At 66.8% G+C, this 19792-nt stretch carries 24 protein-coding genes; 10 read left to right on the top strand and 14 right to left on the bottom strand.

Features of this window, described 5'->3' with window-relative positions; translation table 11 throughout:
• The first annotated feature begins 69 nt into the window (after nucleotides 1-69).
• Both NG1_RS38745 and NG1_RS03435 read left to right on the top strand, forming a co-directional pair.
• Complete coding sequence (locus NG1_RS38745; RefSeq protein ID WP_281218060.1) at nucleotides 70-192, top strand: hypothetical protein; 123 nt, start codon at nucleotides 70-72, stop codon at nucleotides 190-192.
• Between the two features lie 70 nt (nucleotides 193-262).
• The gene (locus NG1_RS03435; RefSeq protein WP_062967900.1) at nucleotides 263-985 is read left to right on the top strand and encodes a TetR/AcrR family transcriptional regulator; all 723 of its coding nucleotides are present in this window, start codon (nucleotides 263-265) and stop codon (nucleotides 983-985) included.
• A 160-nt stretch (nucleotides 986-1145) separates the two neighbouring features.
• On the opposite strand, the gene thiD is transcribed toward NG1_RS03435, so the two are convergent.
• On the bottom strand, nucleotides 1146-1991 hold the full coding sequence (gene thiD, locus NG1_RS03440) for a bifunctional hydroxymethylpyrimidine kinase/phosphomethylpyrimidine kinase (protein ID WP_062967901.1): 846 nt from the start codon (nucleotides 1989-1991) through the stop codon (nucleotides 1146-1148).
• An 83-nt stretch (nucleotides 1992-2074) separates the two neighbouring features.
• Here thiD and NG1_RS03445 point away from each other — a divergent pair, with 83 nt between their 5' ends.
• On the top strand, nucleotides 2075-3211 hold the full coding sequence (locus tag NG1_RS03445) for a GTP-binding protein (RefSeq protein ID WP_062967903.1): 1137 nt from the start codon (nucleotides 2075-2077) through the stop codon (nucleotides 3209-3211).
• Between the two features lie 63 nt (nucleotides 3212-3274).
• On the opposite strand, the gene NG1_RS03450 is transcribed toward NG1_RS03445, so the two are convergent.
• Both NG1_RS03450 and NG1_RS03455 read right to left on the bottom strand, forming a co-directional pair.
• Nucleotides 3275-3898: an NAD(P)-dependent oxidoreductase gene (locus tag NG1_RS03450; RefSeq protein ID WP_062967905.1), complete on the bottom strand. Its 624-nt coding sequence runs from the start codon at nucleotides 3896-3898 to the stop codon at nucleotides 3275-3277.
• A 107-nt stretch (nucleotides 3899-4005) separates the two neighbouring features.
• Nucleotides 4006-5088, bottom strand: a complete 1083-nt coding sequence (locus NG1_RS03455) for an epoxide hydrolase family protein (RefSeq protein ID WP_062967907.1) — start codon at nucleotides 5086-5088, stop codon at nucleotides 4006-4008.
• An 85-nt stretch (nucleotides 5089-5173) separates the two neighbouring features.
• Between NG1_RS03455 and NG1_RS03460 the strand changes: the two genes are divergently transcribed.
• Nucleotides 5174-5818, top strand: a complete 645-nt coding sequence (locus tag NG1_RS03460; protein ID WP_062967909.1) for a TetR/AcrR family transcriptional regulator — start codon at nucleotides 5174-5176, stop codon at nucleotides 5816-5818.
• 64 nt (nucleotides 5819-5882) lie between these two features.
• Entirely contained in the window at nucleotides 5883-6290 is a 408-nt protein-coding gene (locus NG1_RS03465; protein ID WP_062967911.1) for a glyoxalase superfamily protein, read from the top strand.
• A 28-nt stretch (nucleotides 6291-6318) separates the two neighbouring features.
• On the opposite strand, the gene NG1_RS03470 is transcribed toward NG1_RS03465, so the two are convergent.
• The 3 genes from NG1_RS03470 to NG1_RS03480 form a co-directional block, all read right to left on the bottom strand.
• On the bottom strand, nucleotides 6319-7119 hold the full coding sequence (locus NG1_RS03470) for an inositol monophosphatase family protein (RefSeq protein WP_062967913.1): 801 nt from the start codon (nucleotides 7117-7119) through the stop codon (nucleotides 6319-6321).
• Between the two features lie 74 nt (nucleotides 7120-7193).
• Nucleotides 7194-7988, bottom strand: coding sequence for a thioesterase family protein (locus NG1_RS03475; protein WP_062967915.1), 795 nt, complete (start codon nucleotides 7986-7988; stop codon nucleotides 7194-7196).
• 181 nt (nucleotides 7989-8169) lie between these two features.
• Entirely contained in the window at nucleotides 8170-9414 is a 1245-nt protein-coding gene (locus NG1_RS03480) for a KasA/KasB family beta-ketoacyl-ACP synthase (protein ID WP_062967918.1), read from the bottom strand.
• A 39-nt stretch (nucleotides 9415-9453) separates the two neighbouring features.
• On the opposite strand from NG1_RS03480, the gene NG1_RS03485 reads away from it, so the two are divergent.
• Nucleotides 9454-10011 carry a TetR/AcrR family transcriptional regulator gene (locus NG1_RS03485; protein WP_062967920.1) on the top strand — a complete coding sequence of 186 codons (558 nt, stop codon included), beginning with the start codon at nucleotides 9454-9456 and terminating at the stop codon, nucleotides 10009-10011.
• Nucleotides 10012-10271: 260 nt separating this feature from the next.
• On the opposite strand, the gene NG1_RS03490 is transcribed toward NG1_RS03485, so the two are convergent.
• The 3 genes from NG1_RS03490 to NG1_RS03500 form a co-directional block, all read right to left on the bottom strand.
• Nucleotides 10272-10727 carry a hypothetical protein gene (locus NG1_RS03490; RefSeq protein ID WP_062967922.1) on the bottom strand — a complete coding sequence of 152 codons (456 nt, stop codon included), beginning with the start codon at nucleotides 10725-10727 and terminating at the stop codon, nucleotides 10272-10274.
• A gap of 14 nt (nucleotides 10728-10741) precedes the next feature.
• Entirely contained in the window at nucleotides 10742-11104 is a 363-nt protein-coding gene (locus NG1_RS03495) for a hypothetical protein (RefSeq protein WP_062967924.1), read from the bottom strand.
• 202 nt (nucleotides 11105-11306) lie between these two features.
• Entirely contained in the window at nucleotides 11307-11672 is a 366-nt protein-coding gene (locus NG1_RS03500) for a hypothetical protein (RefSeq protein WP_062967926.1), read from the bottom strand.
• A gap of 196 nt (nucleotides 11673-11868) precedes the next feature.
• Here NG1_RS03500 and NG1_RS03505 point away from each other — a divergent pair, with 196 nt between their 5' ends.
• The 3 genes from NG1_RS03505 (at nucleotide 11869) to NG1_RS03515 (ending at nucleotide 13988) form a co-directional block, all read left to right on the top strand.
• Nucleotides 11869-13098 (top strand): helix-turn-helix domain-containing protein, encoded by a 1230-nt coding sequence (locus NG1_RS03505; protein WP_062967928.1) that lies wholly within the window; start codon nucleotides 11869-11871, stop codon nucleotides 13096-13098.
• Between the two features lie 192 nt (nucleotides 13099-13290).
• Nucleotides 13291-13770, top strand: coding sequence for a hypothetical protein (locus NG1_RS03510; protein ID WP_062967930.1), 480 nt, complete (start codon nucleotides 13291-13293; stop codon nucleotides 13768-13770).
• Complete coding sequence (locus NG1_RS03515) at nucleotides 13767-13988, top strand: hypothetical protein (protein WP_063049565.1); 222 nt, start codon at nucleotides 13767-13769, stop codon at nucleotides 13986-13988. The genes NG1_RS03510 and NG1_RS03515 overlap by 4 nt, the downstream gene beginning before the upstream one ends.
• A gap of 224 nt (nucleotides 13989-14212) precedes the next feature.
• Here the strand turns inward: NG1_RS03515 and NG1_RS03520 are convergent, their stop codons facing one another.
• Nucleotides 14213-14602 (bottom strand): hypothetical protein, encoded by a 390-nt coding sequence (locus NG1_RS03520; protein WP_157113845.1) that lies wholly within the window; start codon nucleotides 14600-14602, stop codon nucleotides 14213-14215.
• Nucleotides 14603-14634: 32 nt separating this feature from the next.
• Here NG1_RS03520 and NG1_RS03525 point away from each other — a divergent pair, with 32 nt between their 5' ends.
• Nucleotides 14635-14853 (top strand): hypothetical protein, encoded by a 219-nt coding sequence (locus NG1_RS03525; protein ID WP_062967935.1) that lies wholly within the window; start codon nucleotides 14635-14637, stop codon nucleotides 14851-14853.
• Here NG1_RS03525 and thiC read toward each other — a convergent pair.
• From thiC to NG1_RS03545, 4 genes are all read right to left on the bottom strand, one after another.
• On the bottom strand, nucleotides 14832-16484 hold the full coding sequence (gene thiC, locus NG1_RS03530) for a phosphomethylpyrimidine synthase ThiC (protein WP_062967937.1): 1653 nt from the start codon (nucleotides 16482-16484) through the stop codon (nucleotides 14832-14834). The genes NG1_RS03525 and thiC overlap by 22 nt on opposite strands.
• Before the next feature lie 240 nt (nucleotides 16485-16724).
• Entirely contained in the window at nucleotides 16725-17162 is a 438-nt protein-coding gene (locus NG1_RS03535; protein WP_062967939.1) for a hypothetical protein, read from the bottom strand.
• Between the two features lie 198 nt (nucleotides 17163-17360).
• A complete protein-coding gene (gene fahA, locus NG1_RS03540) occupies nucleotides 17361-18560 on the bottom strand; it encodes a fumarylacetoacetase (RefSeq protein ID WP_062968332.1) in 1200 nt (399 codons plus the stop codon).
• Nucleotides 18557-19753, bottom strand: a complete 1197-nt coding sequence (locus NG1_RS03545; RefSeq protein ID WP_062967941.1) for a homogentisate 1,2-dioxygenase — start codon at nucleotides 19751-19753, stop codon at nucleotides 18557-18559. The genes fahA and NG1_RS03545 overlap by 4 nt, the downstream gene beginning before the upstream one ends.
• Nucleotides 19754-19792 lie beyond the last annotated feature (39 nt).

The raw sequence follows: 19792 nt of genomic DNA on the forward strand, positions 1-19792 counted from the left end.
CGGGCAGGCCACATAGCGTACGGTCGATCACAGCGGGACCATTCAGGTTCTCCGAGCAAAGGACCACGTTTGTCCGACAAATCTCCGCGCAGTTCGATGTCCAAGAAATCCGCGAAGTCCCTGAAGGAAAAGCGAGCGGAGAAGAAGGCCAAGACCGCGGGTGACAGCGGCGCTGGTTCCAGCAAACACTGACCGGTGGGATGGGACCCGGCCGACGGCCGGGTCTCCGTACCCGGGTCGACAGGTAGCATCCGGATTCGTGATGCTCAGCGGCCGGATGGAAGAGGACCCGCCGCGCAAACGTGTGGACGCGCGCACCGAGCGTTGGCGCGAGCATCGCAGGAAGGTGCGCGAAGAATTCGTCGACGCGGCTTTCCGCGCGCTCGACAAATTCGGCCCCGCGGTCAGCATGGGCGATATCGCCAAGGAGGCGGGCGCGGCCAAACCGAAGCTGTATCGCCATTTCGAAGACAAGACCGACCTCTACAACGCGATCGTCGACCGGGTGCGCGACATGCTCTGGGAACAGATCATGACCAGTTTCGACCTGACCGGCGACTCGGCGGCCGACCTGGTGCGCCGCGCCGCGTCCGAATACGCGCAGGTGGTGTCGCGGCAGCCGAACGTCTTCCGGTTCATGCTGCACAGCCACTTCACGCAACGTTCCGACGACGCCGATCGCGCGCTGCAATCGGCCCGGCAGTCCGCCCACCGCGCCGCCGAACTGTTCGCCGGTGCCGTGGACGAGGAGTCGGTGCAGGTCGCGAGCGCGGAACTGGTGATCTATTCGATCTTCGGCGCGGTGGCCTCGGCCACCGATTGGTGGCTGGGGGTGAACCGGGTGGAGCCGCCCGCCATGCCGGTCGAGCAGTTCGCCGCCTATCTGAGCGAGATCATCTTCGCGCTCGTGGCGGCCAGCGCTCGGCTGCACGGCATCGCGATCGCAGCCGATCTTCCGCTGCACCGCGCCTTTTCCGCTCTGTGACCGCCAGCGCCCCCCGGGCCGGGCGCCGAGGTCTTCGCCGCATCCACGCCGAACGTCGTTGTTCCGATCGCCTCGCCGTTGAAGCCATCCGTGTCGGCGACGTCCTCAGTATCGCAGCGCCCACCGACAAGAAATGGGGTGCGCCGAGCGGTTGCCCCGCTCAGTTTCCATGCAATCGCCACAGCGGGGACACAGGCCCGTGGCCCGCGCCCAGCTCGTAGGACGCGGCCAGGCAGCGGTAGGTCCACTCCTTGGCGAACTCGATCGCTTCGGGCACCGAATAGCCGTGGGCCAGCGCGCAGGCGGTCGCGGCGGCCAGCGTGTCGCCGCCGCCGTGGTCGTTGCCGGTCGCGATGCGCGGGGCGGTGAACTCGAGGAACCGCTCGCCGTCGAACAGCAGGTCGGTGCTGTACTCGGAGGAACGCAGGTGCCCACCCTTCACGATCGCCCACCGCGGCCCGAGCTTGTGCAGCGCCTCGGCCGCGCGCCGCGCCGAATCCTCGTCGTCGACGTCGATACCCGTGAGCAGGCGGACCTCGTCCAGGTTCGGTGTCACCACGGTGGCGAGCGGGATCAGGGTGCTGCGCAGCGCGTCGAGCGCCTCGGCGTGCAGCAGCGGATCGCCGTGCATCGAGGCCGCGACCGGATCGACGACCAGCGGAATCTCGCCGTCGCGCCCGATGCCGACCTCCTGGCACACCGCCGCCACCGCCTCGATGATCGCGGTGGAGGCGAGCATGCCGGTCTTCGCGGCGCCGACGCCGATGTCCGTGGTCACCGAGCGCACCTGATCGGCGACGACCTGCGGCGGGATCTCGTGAAAGCCGCTGACGCCCACCGTGTTCTGCACGGTCACCGCCGCGACGGCCACCAGTGCGTGCACACCGCACAGCGCCATGGTGCGGGTATCGGCTTGGATTCCGGCGCCTCCGCCGGAATCGGTACCGGCGATGGTGAGCGCCCGGACGGGGGTCTGCCCCTCGGCGGGCAATGGCAGCAGTTTCACGACACAAACCCTACGGCGACCCGGTCCGGTGTCCACCGGCAACCGGAACCCGCTGGCAAATGAAAATCGTTATCATTAATGTCATGGACTCCGACCTGCTTCCCGTCACCGTGCTGTCCGGCTTCCTCGGTGCGGGCAAGACGACGCTGCTCAACCACATCCTGGCCAATCGGGAGGGCCGCCGGGTGGCGGTCATCGTCAACGACATGAGCGAGGTCAACATCGACGCCGCGCTGGTCGCCGGCCAGGGCCACCTGGACCGCACCGAGGAGAAGCTGGTCGAACTGACCAACGGCTGCATCTGCTGCACCCTGCGCGAGGACCTGATCGAAGCCGTGGCCCGGCTCGCTCGCGAAGGCCGCTTCGATCAATTGGTGATCGAATCGACCGGCATCTCCGAGCCGATGCCGGTGGCCGCGACGTTCGACTGGGAATTCGAGGACGGTTTCCGGCTCGGTGACGTCGCCCGGCTGGACACCATGGTGACCGTGGTCGACGCTTCGACCTTCCTCGCGGAGGTGGCGCGCGGGCAGGCGCTGTCCGAGCGGAACCTGCAAGCGGGCGACGGCGACGCGCGCACCATCGCCGACCTGCTGGTGGATCAGGTCGAGTTCGCCGACGTCCTGCTGGTCAACAAGACCGACCTGGTCGGCGCGGCCGCGGTGGGGGCGGTGGAGGCGACGGTGCGCCGCATGAACCCGCGCGCCCACGTGTTGCGCACCAGCAACGGCGTGGTCGATCTGGCCGAGGTCCTGGACACCGGCCGCTACGACCCGGTGGTCGCCGCGGAGGCTGAAGGCTGGGCGGAGGAACTCGCCGGCGGGCACACCCCGGAAACCGAGGAGTACGGCATTCGCAGTCTCACCTACACCGCCGATCGGCCGTTCCATCCGCTGCGCCTCTCGGACGCGCTGGAACAGTTGCGAGGTCTGCTGCGCAGCAAAGGATTCTGCTGGATCGCGAGCCGGTCGACGCTGGCCGCGGTGTGGTCGCAAGCGGGGCCGAACCTGGTCTTCGAACCCGCCGCCTGGTGGTCTTCACTGGAAGTGCCGCCGGGGCAGGAGATCGTCTTCATCGGGATAAAGCTGGATTGCGACAAGGTGCGCTCGCTACTGGATGGCGCCCTGCTCACCGACGCGGAGTTCGCCGAGGGGCCGGGCGCGTGGGCCGAGTATCCCGATCCCTTCCCGGCGTGGGGCGAACTGCACGAGCACGCCTGAAGATCGCGGCCCATGCTCTCGGCTCCGGGGCATGGGCCGCTGCCGTGCCACCGCATGGCGCGCTCAGTTCGAGATGCCGGGCGCTTGGCGGAGGTAAGTCGTGTCGGTCAGTTGCTCGATCATGAAGTCGGCGATGTCGGCACGGGCGATCTTCAGGCTCAGGCCGCGCTCGCCCGCCGGGAATCCGCGCCGGTAGCTGCCGGTGGCCGGTCCGTCGGTGAACGCGCTCGGCCGCACTATCGTCCAGTCCAGGTCGCTGGCCAGGACGTATTCCTCCTGCCGGACGTGATCGGCATAGGCGGGGCGCAGCAGCAGCCCGAACATCACGTACTTCCACAGGAAGTTCAGGTTGCCCCGGCTGTCGCCGACGCCGAGCGTCGTCTGGCAGATCAGGCGCTTGACGCCCGTGCGATTCATCGCGTCGATGATCGCCGCGGTGCCGCCCGCCCGGACCACGCCCTTGCGCCCGTTGCCGAGCGAGATCAGCACCGCGTCCTGCCCCTGCACCGCTCGCTGCACCGAATTCGTGTCCAGCACATCGCCTTCCACCACGCGCAGCCGGTCGTGCCGCTGCGTGACGCTCGCGGCGCTGCGGGTGAAGGCCGTCACCTCGTGGCCCTCCCGCAGCGCCTGCTCGACGACGAGACGGCCGACGGTTCCGGTGGCTCCGAAGACTGCGATTTTCATGGTTTTCTCTCCTGTTTCGAAAGCTGCTGTGCCGTTGATGAATCCAGTACATCAGCGGGAAGCGAGACGAACCATGGCCACAAGTCTCGATGCCATAAGAGACAGTCTCAGCGCAGCCTCGCGAAGAACTCCGTGATCTCCTCCGCCATCAACGCGGGCGCCACGTGGTGCAGGTAGTGGGTGAACACGTCGTGCGTGCGCCAGGACACGATGTTGTGGTCGCGCTCGGCGAAGCGGCGGATGCCGTGGAAGTCCCCGGTGGAGCCGCACAGCGCGAGCGGAACCGTGGTCGGCGCCGCGGGGTGCTCGGCCTTGTCCTTCTCGAAGTAGTGCCGGATCGCCGAACCCGCGGTGCCGGTGAGCCAGTGGATCGCGATGTTGGTCAGCACGAAGTCGTCGTCGAGGTCCGGACCGAGCAACTGGCCGTTCCAGCCGACCAGCCCGGCGGGCGAGTCCGTGATCGCGTGCGCCAGCGTCTGCGGTTGCTGCGATTGCAGCACGTTGAAGCCCATCTTGTTCTTCACGAACCAGTCCAGGGTGGCCAGCGACCGCTGCTCGTCCTCATCGAGATCGGCCAGCTCCGCCGGATCGCCGGACGGGAACGAGTACACCTGCGTCACGTGCACGCCGGCCACCTGGTCCGGCGCCACTCGCCCGAGTTCCGGCGAGATCTGCGAACCGCCGTCGTTGCCCACCGCGCCGTAGCGGGTGTAGCCGAGCCGCCGCATCAGCTCCGCCCAGGCGTGTGCGATCCGGCTGTCGTTCCAGCCCGCTTCGGTGGTGGGGCCGGAGAAGCCGTAACCGGGCACGGAGGGGATCACCAGGTCGAACCCGGCGGCGGTGAGCGGCTCGATGACGCCGACGAACTCGACGAAGGTACCGGGCCAGCCGTGCGTGAGGATCAGCGGAAACGCGTCCTCCCGGGTGGACTTCACGTGCAGGAAATGGATGTTCTGGCCGTCGATCTCGGTGGTGAACTGCGGGTAGGCGTTCAACGAGTTCTCCACCCCGCGCCAGTCGAACCCGTCGCGCCAGTAACCGACCAGGTGGCGCACCCGCTCGACGCTCACCCCGTAGGTATCGCCCGAGCCGGGGATCTGCTCGGCCCAGCGGGTGCGGGCGAGGCGATCGCGCAGGTCGTCCAGGTCGGCCTGGTCGACGTCGATGCGGAAGGGGGTGATCGCGGACATGTCCTGCTCCTTTTGAAACGGAATGCTCTGTTCTGATTGAACGGTAGCAGAACGGATCATTCCGTTCAAGTGCTATCCTGTTGTCATGCCGAAGACATCCGACGCCCCGGCTCAGAAGGGTCTACCCGGCCGCAAGGCGCAGGCCGCCCGCAACGACGGCTTGATTCTGGAGGCCGCCCGGGCCGTGTTCCTCGCCGACGCCACAGCTCCGATCTCCGCCGTCGCGGAACGCGCGGGCGTCGGGATCAGTGCGCTGTATCGCCGTTATCCGAGCAAGGAGGTGCTGCTGCGCACGCTCTGCCACGAGGGTCTGCGCCGGTACAACGCGGAAGCCGATGCGGCGCTGGAAGATCCGGACGGCTGGCACGGCTTGGTCGGTTTTCTCGAGCGAGTGGTGGACGCCGACGTGCACTCACTGGCCGTGCATCTCGCGGGCACTTTCACCCCCGACGATTCGATGCTGCCCGATGTGCAGCACTCCGCGAAGGTCACGGAGGATCTGGTGCGCCGTGCCCACGACACCGGCGAACTGCGTTCGGACGTCACCCCGCAGGATCTCGGCCTGATCCTGGAGTCCTGCGCGGCCGTCGGGGTGCCCGATCCGCAGCGCACGATCCAATTGCGCCGCCGCGTACTCGCGATGCTCCTGGCCGGGCTGAGCGCGGACGGCGAACTTCCCGGCCCCCCGCCCGCGCCGGACGAGTTCAACTGGCGCTGGGCTCGGCGATGATTTCTCCCGCGCCGAGCGGTCCGCACTGGTAGGAATACCGCTGTCCGCCCCGAAAGGATGCGCCGTGAACTGGACACTCGAGGTCGTCATCGTGCCCGTGTCGGATATCGACCGAGCCAAGAAGTTCTACGCGGAGCAACTCGGCTTCGCCGTCGACCACGACACCAGGATCGACGACAACGTCCGCCTCGTGCAACTGACCCCACCCGGCTCGGGTTGTTCGATCGTCATCGGCAAGGGCGCGGTGCCCGACATGACACCCGGTTCCCAGCAGGGCCTGCAACTCGTGGTCAACGACCTGCGCAAGGCCCATGATGAGCTCACCGCCCGAGGCGTCGAGGTCACCGAAATCCAAGTCCTCGGCGAGAACCCCACCCCCATGCCCGACCCACTCGACAACGTCGGATTCTTCTTCTTCACCGACCCGGACGGGAACGGCTGGGGCGTCCAGCAGATCTCCACCCGTCCGTGAGCGAAGCCGGTGCGCGCATCGGCTTCGGTCAGCAGATCGATGCCTCGACCAAAGCCATGAGTTGGTCGGCGATGGCGGGTGACGCCGCGATCGTGTCGGGGGAGTCGAGGCTGTGCCGCCGAGAGGTCGAGTCGAGAACGAGAGCGCCCGCCTCACGGGCTATGAGTACACCCGCGATGGTGTCCCATGGCTTGTTGGACAGCATGACGCAGGCGTCGGTTCGGCCTTCGGCGACCCACACGAGATCGAGGGCGGCGGATCCGAACATTCGTACGCGCTCGACGGTTGCCGCCAGTGCCGCAGTGAGGGCTATGCGACGCTTGTTCTTCGATTCCGCCTCTAGGCCGACCGCGTAGTCACCGATGGAAACAATTGCCCGGCCTAGTGCTTCGATGTTGCTCGCTTTGATCGGCTTGTCGTTGCCGATCGCACCCTGGTCGGCGACCGCGTAGTATTCCAGACCCAGAAATGGTGCGTTGACAACTCCGATTACCGGTTCGCCGTCCTGTACCAGAGCCAGCGAGACCGCGCAGAGCGGCAGTCCGTGGATGAAGTTGGACGTCCCGTCGATCGGATCGAGAACCCACATGGACCGGGCAGTGCTATCGAGCGACATATCGTCGGATTCCTCCCCCAGGAAGCCGAACTCGGGTGTCGTTTCGGCCAGGTACCGCCTGATGTGGCCTTGAATCCGATGGTCCAAATCGGTTGCGTAGTCACGGTCGCTCTTGGTGTGGATGCTTCCTCGATCGGCCCTGCGGAGCAGTCCGGCTCCAGCATCAACAGCCGAACGGGCGACTCCGAGCAACTCGTCTCGACTCACTGTCATACCGACGAAACCTCCTGAGCGCTGGACCCGTCCGTCAGTGTCTCGGCGACGAACGCCGAGTGGGTCTGCCTCGGCTATCGGTTGCCGAGGAAGAGGGTTTGCGTGCTGCGGCCCAAGGGACCCTTTTCGTCGTAGAGCGCCGATTCGGCCATACCTATGCCATGGGGTTGGGGGTAGGTGACGGCGTCGAGGCAGACCCATTCACCTGCGGGCCGGCGGTGCAGGGTGACCGTCAGGTCGGTGTTGATGAACAGGTACTTCGACCAGTCCATGACCGCGCTGACGCCGTTTCCGGAATCCGCCGCCGCGAGGGTGCGTTCCAGCGGGCTCGGGTCGGTGCCCGCGACGATCGGGTATTTGATCCGGATCCAGCACACGGCAGGTCCGGGCTCGGTGAAGGAGCCACTGACGAAGCGGTATTCGATGGCGGTGTGGAAGCCCACCGGCTGGGTGGAGGGGAACGGCGCGGGCACGTCCGCATGTTCGGGACCGGGGCGCGTGCCGGTGGGCAAGAAACGTTCCGGCAGCGACAGTTCCGGTTCGGACAGCTTGAACCGCCAGGCATTCGCGCGCATCACCGGCCCGCGCTCGGTGGACAGCGTCGCCTCGATGAGTTCGACGCTGCGGCCGGGGCGGACGACCCGCGCTTCCGCCGTCAGCGGTTCCAGCGGCACCGGGCCGAGAATCTCGACCGCGACCCGGCCGACCTGGAACCCCGGGCGTGGTTCGCACCGCTCGATCACGTGCCCGAGCAGCGCCGAGGGCGGACCGGCGTGTTGGGCATCCGGCGACCAGGGGCCGCGGGTCAGCTCGGTCGAGAGGAAACGACCTGGTTGATCAGGGTCGGGCAGGTAGAACGCGTCACTCATGACCGCGCCCGCCTCGATGACCTCGCGCGCGGCCGCACGCTGTGTTCTCGGTTCTCTCGCTCACGTCGATGTCCGTCCCTCGGGCCAAGTGGTCGGTTGTCTCACGACGTTAGCCCGCGAGGTGATGCCCTCCGCCGTCACACCCCCGGCCGGGCGCCGGTGCGACGTGGTGACCGCGGAATCAGACCCGGCCGAACGCCAGCGCGACGTTGTGCCCCCCGAAGCCGAACGAATTGTTCAGCGCGAAATTGATGCGCTGGATGCGCGGCGCGCCTGCGACGATGTCCAGGTCGATCGCCGGGTCGAGATTATCGAGGTTCAAGGTGGGCGGGACGACCTGATCCCGCAGGGTGAGCATGGTGACCAGCGACTCCAACGCGCCGACCGCCCCGATCGAATGCCCGAGCGCGGATTTCGGCGCGTAGACCGAGGCATCGGGCACGACGGAGGCGATCGCGTTGGCCTCGGAGGCGTCGCCGATGGACGTCGACGTGGCGTGCGCGTTCACATGCTGGATATCCGAAGCCCGCAGCCCTGCGGTCTCGATGGCCTTGCGCATCGCGCGGGCCGCGCCGATGCCCTCCGGCTCGGACGCGACGATGTGATAGGCGTCAGAGGTGATGCCCGCGCCGAGAACCCGCCCGTGCACGGCGGCCCCGCGCGCGCGAGCGTGCCGCTCGGACTCGAGCACCAGCAGCGCACCCGCCTCGCCGAAGACGAATCCGTCGCGATCCCGGTCGAACGGGCGCGACGCGCGTTCTGGGTCGTCGTTGCGGGTGCTCATGGCACGCATCATGGCGAAGCTCGCGATGGGCACGGCGTCGATATGCCCTTCGACGCCACCCGCCACCACCACGTCCGCCTCGCCGGTGGTGATCAGCCGCCACGCGTGCGCGATCGCCTCCGAACCCGAGGAGCAGGCCGACACCGGAGCGAAAACACCGGCCCTCGCTCCGATCTCGAGCCCGACGGTGGCGGCGGGACCGTTCGGCATCACCATCGGCACCGACATCGGCGACACCTTGCGATAGCCGCCCGCGCGCATCGCGTCGACCGCCGAAATCAGCGCGTCGCCGCCCCCGAGCCCGGTGCCGATGGCCACCGCCAATCGGTCACCGTCCACCTCGGGCGCGCCGGCGGAACGCCACACCCGGCGGCCGAGCACCAGCGCCATCTGCTCGACGTAGGAATGCCTGCGCTGTTCGATCCGGGTGAGATCGGCGCCGGGCTGTGACTTCAGCTTGCCGCCGATGCGGACCGGCAGGTCGTACTCGGCCACGAAAGCGTCCTCGAGCGCACCGATTCCGCTGTGGCCCGCCAGCAATTCGGACCAGGTCGTGTCCATGTCGTCGGCCAGCGACGTGGTTGCCGCGTACCCGGTGACCACCACCGAATCCCGAGTTTCTGAAGCGATTGTTACAGTCACGATGTCATGAATACCTGTACCAATCGCTACAGTCAACCCATGGCCCGCCCCCTAGACCACGCCAAACGCGCCGAACTGCTCGCCGCCGTGGTGCGCTACATCGCCGACCACGGCCTCGCGGACCTGTCGCTGCGCCCACTGGCCGCCGAACTCGGCACCAGCTCGCGCATGCTGATCTACTACTTCACGACCAAAGAGGAGTTGCTGGTCCAAGCGCTGGCGACGCAGCGCCCCGACATCGCGGCCGTCTTCGCCGATATCGCCGACGCGTCCCAACTGCGCGACCGGCTGTGGGACTTCTGGACCGCCAATACCTCGGGTGAAGGCCGCACGAGCGTCCGAGTGATGCTGCAAGTCGTCGGCGCAGCATGTGCTCCACAGAGTCCGTACGCCGACTACGCCATCTCGGCGATCTCCGCGTTCGTGTCGGCCCTGGCCGACGGGCTGCGCAACCTCCCGTCCATCGACGACCCCGAAGTCGTTGCGACCCTGCTTGTGTCGGGCTTGCGAGGGATTTTGCAGGACCGGATGATCACCGGCGATGTCGAGCGCACCGATCGCGCGGCCCGCCGACTGATCGAGCAGACGGTGCTCTGATCTCGCTTATCGGCATCGGGAAGAGATCCTCATATGCCAGACGGATCGCGCGCACCGGTCGGTGTCGTGACGCACCATCGGCTACATGAATACGCACGATCGTATCGGCGCGGCCAATGCCCGAGCCGGCCCGTGCTGCTGGATGGTGGTGCTGACCACAGGTTCGCCCCGCGCTGTGACAAGACGGGGCGAACCGGTCAGGAGTCCTGTGTTGCCTGGACGATCCGCCGACTGGTAATTCTGCCTTCAGTGCGACGGAGTCAATCCGTGGTGGATTGATCCTGATACTGGTCGACGAGGTGCTGGTAGAAGCGGTTCTCTGGCGATTCCAGCGAGATGGCCCGCAGGCCGAGGGTGACCTTCCGGCCAATTGCCGTCGAGTATCCGTTTTCGTCGATGCCGAGATCCTCTGCGACCGCTGGTACCAGTTCATCTAGCTCGTCATCGGTCACGTAGACGGCGAGACGGCATTCGACCGGGATGCGCGCGGGGTCGTAGGCGTCCCCCCACGCGCGCTGCGCGAACTCATCGACCGCGGTGACCGGTCCGAAGCTGGTAAAGCACGGGATACGGTTCACCCCGCGGATCCGATGAACGCTCTCTTCGAGCGCCAGCGCGACGGGGTGGATTCCCTCGCCGCCGTGGGCGCCGGGGCCGGTCGCGTCGGGCAGCCCGAGTCCTACCGCGAACTCCCACACTTGGTGTTCGTCGTCCACGTACAACCTTTCTGTTATTTCTTCGATGAGCTCTCGACGCGGCAGTGCTTGACCTTCCGCCCCTTGGGTGCAGCCGCTTGTGCCTTGTTCCAGGCGTCCTTCTCGGCCGCGTCCTTCGTCTTTCCCGTCCCGGTGTACTTCTCCGGGCCGGTGGCGTCTGTCCGGTCCAGATTCTCGAAGTAGCAGGACAACGTCACGGTCCACTTGGCGGTGAACTCGAACTGCCAGTGCGGGTGTGCCGGGTTGACGGGTTCGGCCGCAATGGTCGGTGTCTCCGCCTGTGCGATGGCGACCCCAGCTGTTGATGCGCCTGCGATGCACGCGGCAGTCAGCGCGATTGTAGTGACAAGTCGCCGCCCGACCGAAATGGTTCGCATGTCGTCCCCTCCGTCTGTTGAAGGTATCTCCTTCACTGGTCTTAGACGACACTGCGGCACAACAGGTTCCATCTACCGTGGTGACCGGTGTCACTGGGACACCGTAGGCCGGTGAGGAAGCGGATACGATGCCGCGCTTGCGGAGTCCCGCGACTACGAGATGAGGATGGGCGACAACACGGGCATGAACCGGACTGGTTGCTCAGCTAGGGAGGGTGGTCCCGGCGTAGCTTCCCCAAGGGACCTCGATGATGTCGTCGGGGTTGTCGTTGTAGGTTGAATTGATCGAATCGATGACCGCGTCCTCTACCTCCCGCAGTATGGGCTCCGGGATATCGGTCGCGGAAGTGACCTCCAGCAGGAAGTACGCGCGATCGGCGGCGTCTTGGCCTGCGTGCTGGGCAGCCCAGTCCAGATGCATCTCGTAGTCGGCCTCTGTCTTCCGCTCGAGTTCAATTCGGGCGTTGGTGAATTCAGCGAACTCGGCGACCTTCGTTGTCAGCGCCGATCGGATAGCGTCTGCCTCCGCCGGGGTGCAATACAGTTGGATCACCACGTAGCTGCTCACTTCGTCGTGCCTTTCTCGGATTCCGCGCCCTCGGCCATGAGTGCGCGTCACTCTGGTTTGCGGCCGTGTGTAAACAATCCCCGACTATCTCGGGAGCCATGCCAGCGGCCTTGAAATCCTTCAGCCTGCCTGCCACGCGCACGCTGGGAGCAGCAGGTACCGTCGCAAGTTGTAGCCATCGGCGGAGGAGTACGCCATGAACGACATTCCACCGAACGAAGTCGGGCGCAGGCTGCGCGAGATCCGCGCGTGGCGCGGGCAGAGCCTCGAGGTGGTCGCGGGACTGGCCGGTATCAGCTATGGATACCTGGGTCGGCTCGAGCGCGGGGAACAACCGCTGTCCAACCGCGCCACCCTCGAGGCGATCGCACGTGCGCTGAAGGTGTCGCCCTCGGAGTTCAATGGCCAGCCGTGGGAGACCACCGATGGACCAGCGGCTGAGGCGTATGCCGGTCTGATTGCCGTCGAGAATGCGCTGGAGATCTGTGAACTCGGCACGGATCCCGGGACAGATATACGCGAATGGGCGGAAATCGCGGCGGATCTGGCTGCGCTGGAGGTTGTTCGGGAGTCCACCGACTACGCGGCTGCCTGCGTGCTAGCTCCCGGATTGCTGACCGAGTTGCATTCGGCGTATGTCCGACGCCCCGAGTGGAGGCGTGAAGTCTTGGTAGGCATCATCCGTTGCTACTACGCATTGGCGCAGACGACCAAGCGGCTCGGAGTTCGGGGTTTGCCGATCATGATCGTCAAGGCCGCGCACGCCTGTGCGGAAGAACTCGAGTCGCCCGCGTGGATCGGGTTCGCGGTGTGGTTGCGCGGCAGCATCGCGGGCTCGCTATCGCGTTCGAAGCAGTACGACCGTGCTGTGCGCACAGCCGACAGGCTCAGGCCGCATCTCGATGACCGTTCTGTTTTGCAGGCGTACGGCATGCTCCACTTGTCCGCAGCGCTGGCGGGAGCGGTGCAATCCGACAGGGACACCGCCAACACACACCTCGCAGAGGCCGGAGCGGTCGCGGCACGGATGAATGAGGAGGTCGGTAGCTTCGCACGACTGTGGTTCGGCCGTACCAACGTTGGGATGTGGCGGTCGTCTATCGGAATGGAACTCGGCGACGGGCCCAGTGCTGTGGAGGTGGCGCGTGATTTGCCGGTCGAATCCATTCCGTCGCCGTCCCGTCGGGCCAACTACTACGCCGAAGCCGGGCGGACGCTCCTTGCCGAGCCGAAGTTCCGAGACATGGGCCTTGCCCTGCTCATGAAAGCGGAAGACATCGCACCACAACAAGTTCGCACTGACTTCTTCGTTCGCGAAGCGATCGCGGATCAGCTACGTACTGCTCGACGGGATGCCGGCGGCCGGAATCTGCGCGGCCTCGCCTGGCGTCTGGGGATCGCACCTGACCTTGCACCCAGAAACTGACCTCGATCACCGCCTGTCCTTTCGGGACAAATCCGTTGTGCCCCTGCTCATAACGTCAGCTGCGGCCCCGACGCCGGGGTGAGCGGGCCGATTCCTCATCTCGGCCGCGCCAGCGCAGCTATGGCCGCTGGCTGGTGTTGATGCCGTCGGCGTCGGGTGCCTTCCAATCGGATCGCAGGGAGGCGCAGGGGTATGGATGCGAGCAGCGAGCAGGGGTTGTATTCGGCGGGTGTGGCCGAGCTGGAACGGATGGCGGCGTATCTGAGAGACAAGTCCACGCCGCTGCGGGGATTGCCGACGGTTGCGTCCGGTGTCTCGGCGATCGGGTTGCGGTGCCTATCGGTCGCGGATGCGGAGGCGGCTAGCGATCAGGCCACCATTGAGGCGCTGGCGCGTCGGCACGGATATACGTTGCTGCACACGTACGTGGTTGCCCCGCAGACCGTCTCGTTGGTCGTTGTGACGGCTGTGCTGGAAATGGTGCACGTAGCACGCGCGGGTGCGGTGATCGTTCCGGGAATGGCGCATCTGGGCGGTTCGGTTCCGGCCGAGTTCGCGCGGGTGTGCAGTGTGGTCATGCCGGGGCATGTGATGCTGGGCCGCGCGATGTATCCCACGTCCGCGCCCACACAGCCCGGTGACCACACCGGTGCGGGAGTGCGGGGGTGGTGACCGGCCCGGCTGGGTCTCCGCACCCGGAGGAGCCCGACGTTCACCTGTCGGTGTACCTGCACGACCAGCGCATGGACTTCGCCGCCTGCCTGACCGCCGCCCTGGTGTTCGTGCAGGAATGGAACGCCCATCATCGCCCCGACGCGGTGACTGTGCTGCCCGGCGACCCGACCGGGCTCCCACGCTTACCCTGCGAACGGCTCTACCTCGAACCCTGACCAGGCGACGAACCCGGCGTCCCGCTGGGACACGACGAGCAAGTAGATGGCGTGGCCTCTGCGGGTCTGCGTCGACGGCCAGATGGCTCCGCCCAAAGCCACTGACTACCTCATGGCGGTCCACCGCCGACCGCCAAGGCCGACGGTTCACCACGACTCGGTGGGCTTCCGCGCGGCACGCCAGCTTCGCAGAGCTTGCGGTACCTTCCGTGTCGGCAAAAGATCTATTCGGGTGCGTAGAGTTCGGGCTCGAACAGTGCTTTGGCGCCGGCGCGGGTGTGGAGCTTCCGTTGCAGGGAGCGCAGGATCTGGATCGCTTCGGTATCGCGAATCGCGTTGACGAGTTGGAACTCGACGCCCGCGCCGAAGAGGTCACTGCCGAAGGCCAACTCGCTCAGAAACAGCACCCTCGCGGTCTCGACCTCGGTCAGCATGGCTCCGTCGCGGACCGCGCGACGGAGCCGGGCGGCTTCGTCATCGAAGCGGTCACGGTCGGCAAACCCCAATGCACGCACTGGGATCGGTGCGTTCGTCGATACCCCGACCCAGCTGGCCAGAGCTCCGTCCACGAAATCGCGTTCCGCGGGCGTCAGCTTCGACATATCGAATTCCAACAGTCTCTCTCCTGAAGTCGTACTCCTCGACAATGGTGAGCACCTCCTTCAAGGCCGCTCTGGTCATGGCGCCGGGCGCGTCCCTCCCGATGCCGAGCATGCGGATGGGACTCGTGCTCGAGGTGTTCCACCGGCTGCACGAGCCATTGCTGCGGGTGACAGCGCTGCTGCGAAACGCAGGAATAGAACCCCCGCCGCCCGCCGGATCGCGGCGGGCGGCGGGTGGTCGTTACGAGACGACGGGCAGGTAGACGGCGTTGCCTTTGCCCGCGAACTCGGCGGACTTCTCCGCCATGCCCGCTTCCAGCGCCTCGACCTCGTTCAGGCCGTGGCGTTCGGCGTATTCGCGCACGTCCGCCGAGATCCGCATCGAGCAGAACTTCGGGCCGCACATCGAGCAGAAGTGCGCGGTCTTGGCGGGTTCGGCGGGCAGCGTTTCGTCGTGGTACTCGCGCGCCGTGTCCGGGTCGAGGGACAGGGCGAACTGGTCACGCCAGCGGAATTCGAAGCGGGCCTTGGACAGTTCGTCGTCCCGCTGCTGGGCGTGCGGGTGTCCCTTGGCCAGGTCGGCGGCGTGTGCGGCGATCTTGTAGGTGATCACGCCGACTTTCACGTCGTCGCGGTTGGGCAGGCCCAGGTGTTCCTTCGGTGTCACGTAGCAGAGCATGGCGGTGCCCGCCTGCGCGATGATGGCCGCGCCGATGGCCGAGGTGATGTGGTCGTAGGCCGGAGCGATGTCGGTGGCGAGCGGGCCGAGCGTGTAGAACGGAGCCTCCTCGCACCACTCCTCCTCGAGCCGGACGTTCTCCACGATCTTGTGCATCGGCACGTGACCGGGACCCTCGATCATCACCTGCACGCCATGGGATTTCGCGATCTTGGTCAGTTCGCCCAGGGTGCGCAGCTCGGCGAATTGCGCCTCGTCGTTGGCGTCGGCGATGGAGCCGGGCCGCAGGCCGTCACCGAGGGAGAAGGTGACGTCGTAGCGCGCCAAGATCTCGCAGAGTTCCTCGAAGTGCGTGTACAGGAACGATTCCTGGTGATGCGCCAGGCACCAGGCCGCCATGATCGACCCGCCGCGCGAGACGATGCCGGTCACCCGCTTCGCGGTCAGCGGGATGTAGCGCAGCAGCACGCCCGCGTGCACGGTCATGTAGTCCACGCCCTGCTCGCACTGCTCGATCACGGTGTCGCGGTAGATCTCCCAGGTGAGCGCGGTCGGGTCGCCGTTCACCTTCTCCAGCGCCTGGTAGATCGGCACGGTGCCGACCGGGACGGGGGAGTTGCGCAGGATCCACTCGCGCGTCTCGTGGATGTTCTTGCCGGTGGACAGGTCCATGATGGTGTCCGCGCCCCAGCGGGTCGCCCACACCATCTTCTCCACCTCCTCGGCGATCGAGGACGAGACGGCCGAGTTCCCGATGTTCGCGTTGATCTTGACCAGGAATTTCTTGCCGATGATGGTCGGCTCGAGTTCCGGATGCTTATGGTTGGCCGGGATCACCGCGCGGCCCGCGGCGACCTCTTCGCGCACCAGCTCCGCCGCGACGCCTTCGCGCGCGGCGATGAAGCGCATCTCGGGCGTGAGGATGCCCTCGCGGGCCCAGGCGAGCTGGGTGCGCGGGCCCGCCCCCTCGGATCTGGTCCAGGTGTCGCGCAGCTTCGGTAGACCGCCTTCGAGATCGATCGTCGCCGTCTCGTCGGTATACGGCCCCGACGTGTCGTAGACGTCGAAGTGTTCGCCATTGGTCAGATTGATCCGGCGAACCGGTATGCGCAGGTCTTCGACTTCGAGATAGTGCTTGACGCTGCCCTCGATGGGGCCGGTGGTGACGCTGTCGACTGGTGCGGTTGCGCCGTCGGACGCAGCGGCGGGTGCCATTTGTTTCCTCCCTACGCCGGCATTACCCGGTCAGGTTCATACGGTCGACGGCCCTGACGCCTCTCGGCTAGCCGTCCTCTCAGCCCGCTGGTGCGAGCCCCCGTTGGTTGTGAAATTTTCCTGCCCGACCATACCCGGACCGCCCGGCCGCGTGCCCGGCGATTCGCCGCGATCGAGCGAACTCCCAGGCAGCGGCATCGGCGGCGACGTGCCGAGGCGCGGTCGAAAGTCGCGTCGAGATCACGAGTCTTCCGGTGTGGCCGAATGGCCGGGGGCGCCGCGGGTGCGGCGGGCTTCTTTCATCTCGGCTTCGTAGAGGTGGCGGCGACCGTCGAGCAATTCGTCTCGGGCGGCCCGTTCGATGTCGCGGAACAGGGCGTAGTAGCCGTCGTCGTATTCCTCGATGATCTGGAACGTCCAGCGTCCGGCCAGCACGTTGCGACCGATCAACTCGGTGCATATCCGGTCGGCGATGCGGGCATGGCCCGCCGCGCGGAAGAGCTCCACGGCCTCGTCGAGCGCCAGGTCGGCGCCGCCGGTCAGCTGGTGGAAGGCGTACAGGTGACCGCGGGCGCGTTCGACGACCTCCAGGGCCTCCGAGAGGAGGCCGGTGGCGGCGACGGTGGTGTCGTCGACGCCGTCGGGCCTGCGGTGCGCTTCGTCCGGGCGATCGGTCATGACCTCGCTCCTCGTCTGGCGGATGCAACCGTAGCCGCGGCGTACCCGGGTGGGGGCGAGCTCAAGCGCTGGAAGATTGCTGCGGTGTTCCGGCGGAGCGGGGGACTTTCGCCGCCGGCGGCGCGCTCCACCCGGATCTGTGGCGAGCCTTCGGCGACGGCCGAACCGATGCCGAAGGGCCGACGACAGACCGCAGCACTACCGCTCGGTAGCGGGGGCCCAGCGCGTATGCGCGGGACGGATGCGGCCGGTGACCTCGCCCAATCCGATGCGGGACATGCGGGGACCGGGAGCCGATGCCGTGATCGTCACTTCGTCGCCGTCTTCGAGAAAGGTGCGTTGCCCGTCGTTCACCGGAATCGGTTGACTCCCACCCCAGGACAACTCGATGAACGACCCGCGCTGGTCCGGTTCGGGGCCGGAGATGGTGCCCGACGCGTACAGGTCACCGGGACGAGTAGAAGCTCCGTTCGCGGTGAGATGAGCGAGCATCTGCGCCGGTGACCAGTACATCCGGGCATAGGGCGGGTGCGCGACCGGTTGCCCGTTCCACGCCACGGTGAGATCGATGTCCAGGCCCCACGCCTCGTTACCCCGCAGGTAGGGCAGTGGCGCGGGCGACTGCTGGGGCAGCGGTATGCGCGCGGACTCCAGGGCGGCCAGCGGGGTGATCCACGGTGAGAGCGAGGTCGCGAACGACTTGCCGAGGAAAGGTCCGAGCGGTTGATATTCCCAGGCCTGGATATCGCGTGCGGACCAATCGTTGACCAGCGCGACCCCGAAGACCCGGTCGGCGAACTCGTCGATGCCGACCGGCACGCCGAGCCGCGAGCCGACACCGATCACGAAGCCGAGTTCGGCCTCGATGTCCAGCCGCCGCGAGGGGCCGAACTCCGGCGCGCCGGATTCGGATCGGCGCTGCCCGCACGGCCGCGCCACCTCGGTGCCCGACACCACCACGGTTCCCGCCCGCCCGTGATAACCCACCGGCAGGTGGCGCCAGTTCGGCAGCAGCGGGTCACCGTCCGGCCGGAACAGGCGGCCGAGATTCGTCGCGTGATCGATGCTGGCGTAGAAGTCCACGTAGTCGCCGATCCGTACGGGCAGCCGCAGTTCCACATCGGACAGGGGATGGACGGCGGCGCTGTCCAGCTCGCCTTCGACCGCCTCGCGAATCCGGTCGCGGACCGCGCGCCAGCGCACGGGCCCCTGCGCCAGGAAGGCGTTCAGGCTCGGTTCGGCGAACACCGGATCATCCAGGAGCGCGAGCACATCGATGACGTGTTCGCCGAGCCGTACACCCACCCGGTGGCCTCTTCCGCGCGGCGCGAACACCCCGTACGGCAGATTGTCCGGACCGAACAAAGACTCCGGGGATACCTCGACCCTGGTCCTCACGCGGGGCCCCGCCCGGACCAGGTCCACGCGTAGGTCGGGTCCTCGCAGGCCAGGGCGCCTTCACCGAGTTCGAGCGGGCGGAAGGTGTCCACCATGACGGCCAGCTCGTCGAAGTACTCGATGCCGATGCTGTTCTCGTAGGCGCCGGGTTGCGGACCGTGGGCGTAACCGCCGGGGTGCACCGACACCGAGCCCTGGGTGATCCCGGAACCCTTGCGCGCCTCGTAGTTGCCGCCGCAATAGAACATGACCTCGTCGGAATCGACGTTGGAGTGGTAGTACGGCACGGGGATCGACAGCGGGTGATAGTCCACCTTGCGCGGCACGAAATTGCAGATGACGAAGTTGCCGCCCTCGAATGCCTGATGGACCGGCGGCGGCTGATGGATGCGCCCGGTGATCGGCTCGAAGTCGGCGATATTGAACGTGAACGGATACAGGCAGCCGTCCCAGCCGACCACATCGAACGGGTGGGTGGCGTAGACCATCCGGGTGCCGGCGACCTGCCCGCCGGCCCGGTGCTTGACCAGCACTTCCACCTCGGTGCCGGTCGCGGTGATCGTCTCGGCCGGTCCGTGCAGGTCGCGCTCGCAGTACGGGGCGTGCTCGAGCAGCTGACCGAACTTCGACAGATAGCGCTTCGGCGGAGTGATGTGGCCGGCGGCCTCGATCACATACGCCCGCAGCGGTTCCGGGCCGGTGGGCCGCCAGCGATGCGTGGTGGCTCGCGGAATGAGCACTTGATCGCCCTGCCGCGCGGGCAGCGCGCCGAACACGGTCTCGACCACCGCCGCGCCGGACTCCACGTACACCAGTTCGTCGCCGATCGCGTTGCGGTACAACGGCGATCCGCCCTTGGCGACGACGTAGGAGATGCGCACGTCGGCGTTGCCGAGCAGCAACCGCCGCCCGGTGACCGGATCGGTCTCCGACGGGGTGTCGCCGGGGAACAGGTTGTGCAGCCGCAGATGACGATGGCGCAGTGGATGATTCGGCGTGCTCCGCTGATCGGGCAACTCCCAGACCGTCGAATCGACCAGCGCAGGCGGCAGGCCGCGGTGATAGAGCAGCGAGGAGTCGCCGGAGAAGCCCTCCTCGCCCATCAGCTCCTCGTAGTAGAGCCGGCCCTGCTCATCCCGATGCTGGGTGTGCCGCTTCGGCGGTACCGCACCCACTTGCCGATAGAACGCCATGACCGTTCCTCCGCCAGCCGGTGGTCGGATAGTTGATCA

Source organism: Nocardia gamkensis NBRC 108242 (assembly GCF_001612985.1).
Taxonomy (GTDB): domain Bacteria; phylum Actinomycetota; class Actinomycetes; order Mycobacteriales; family Mycobacteriaceae; genus Nocardia; species Nocardia gamkensis.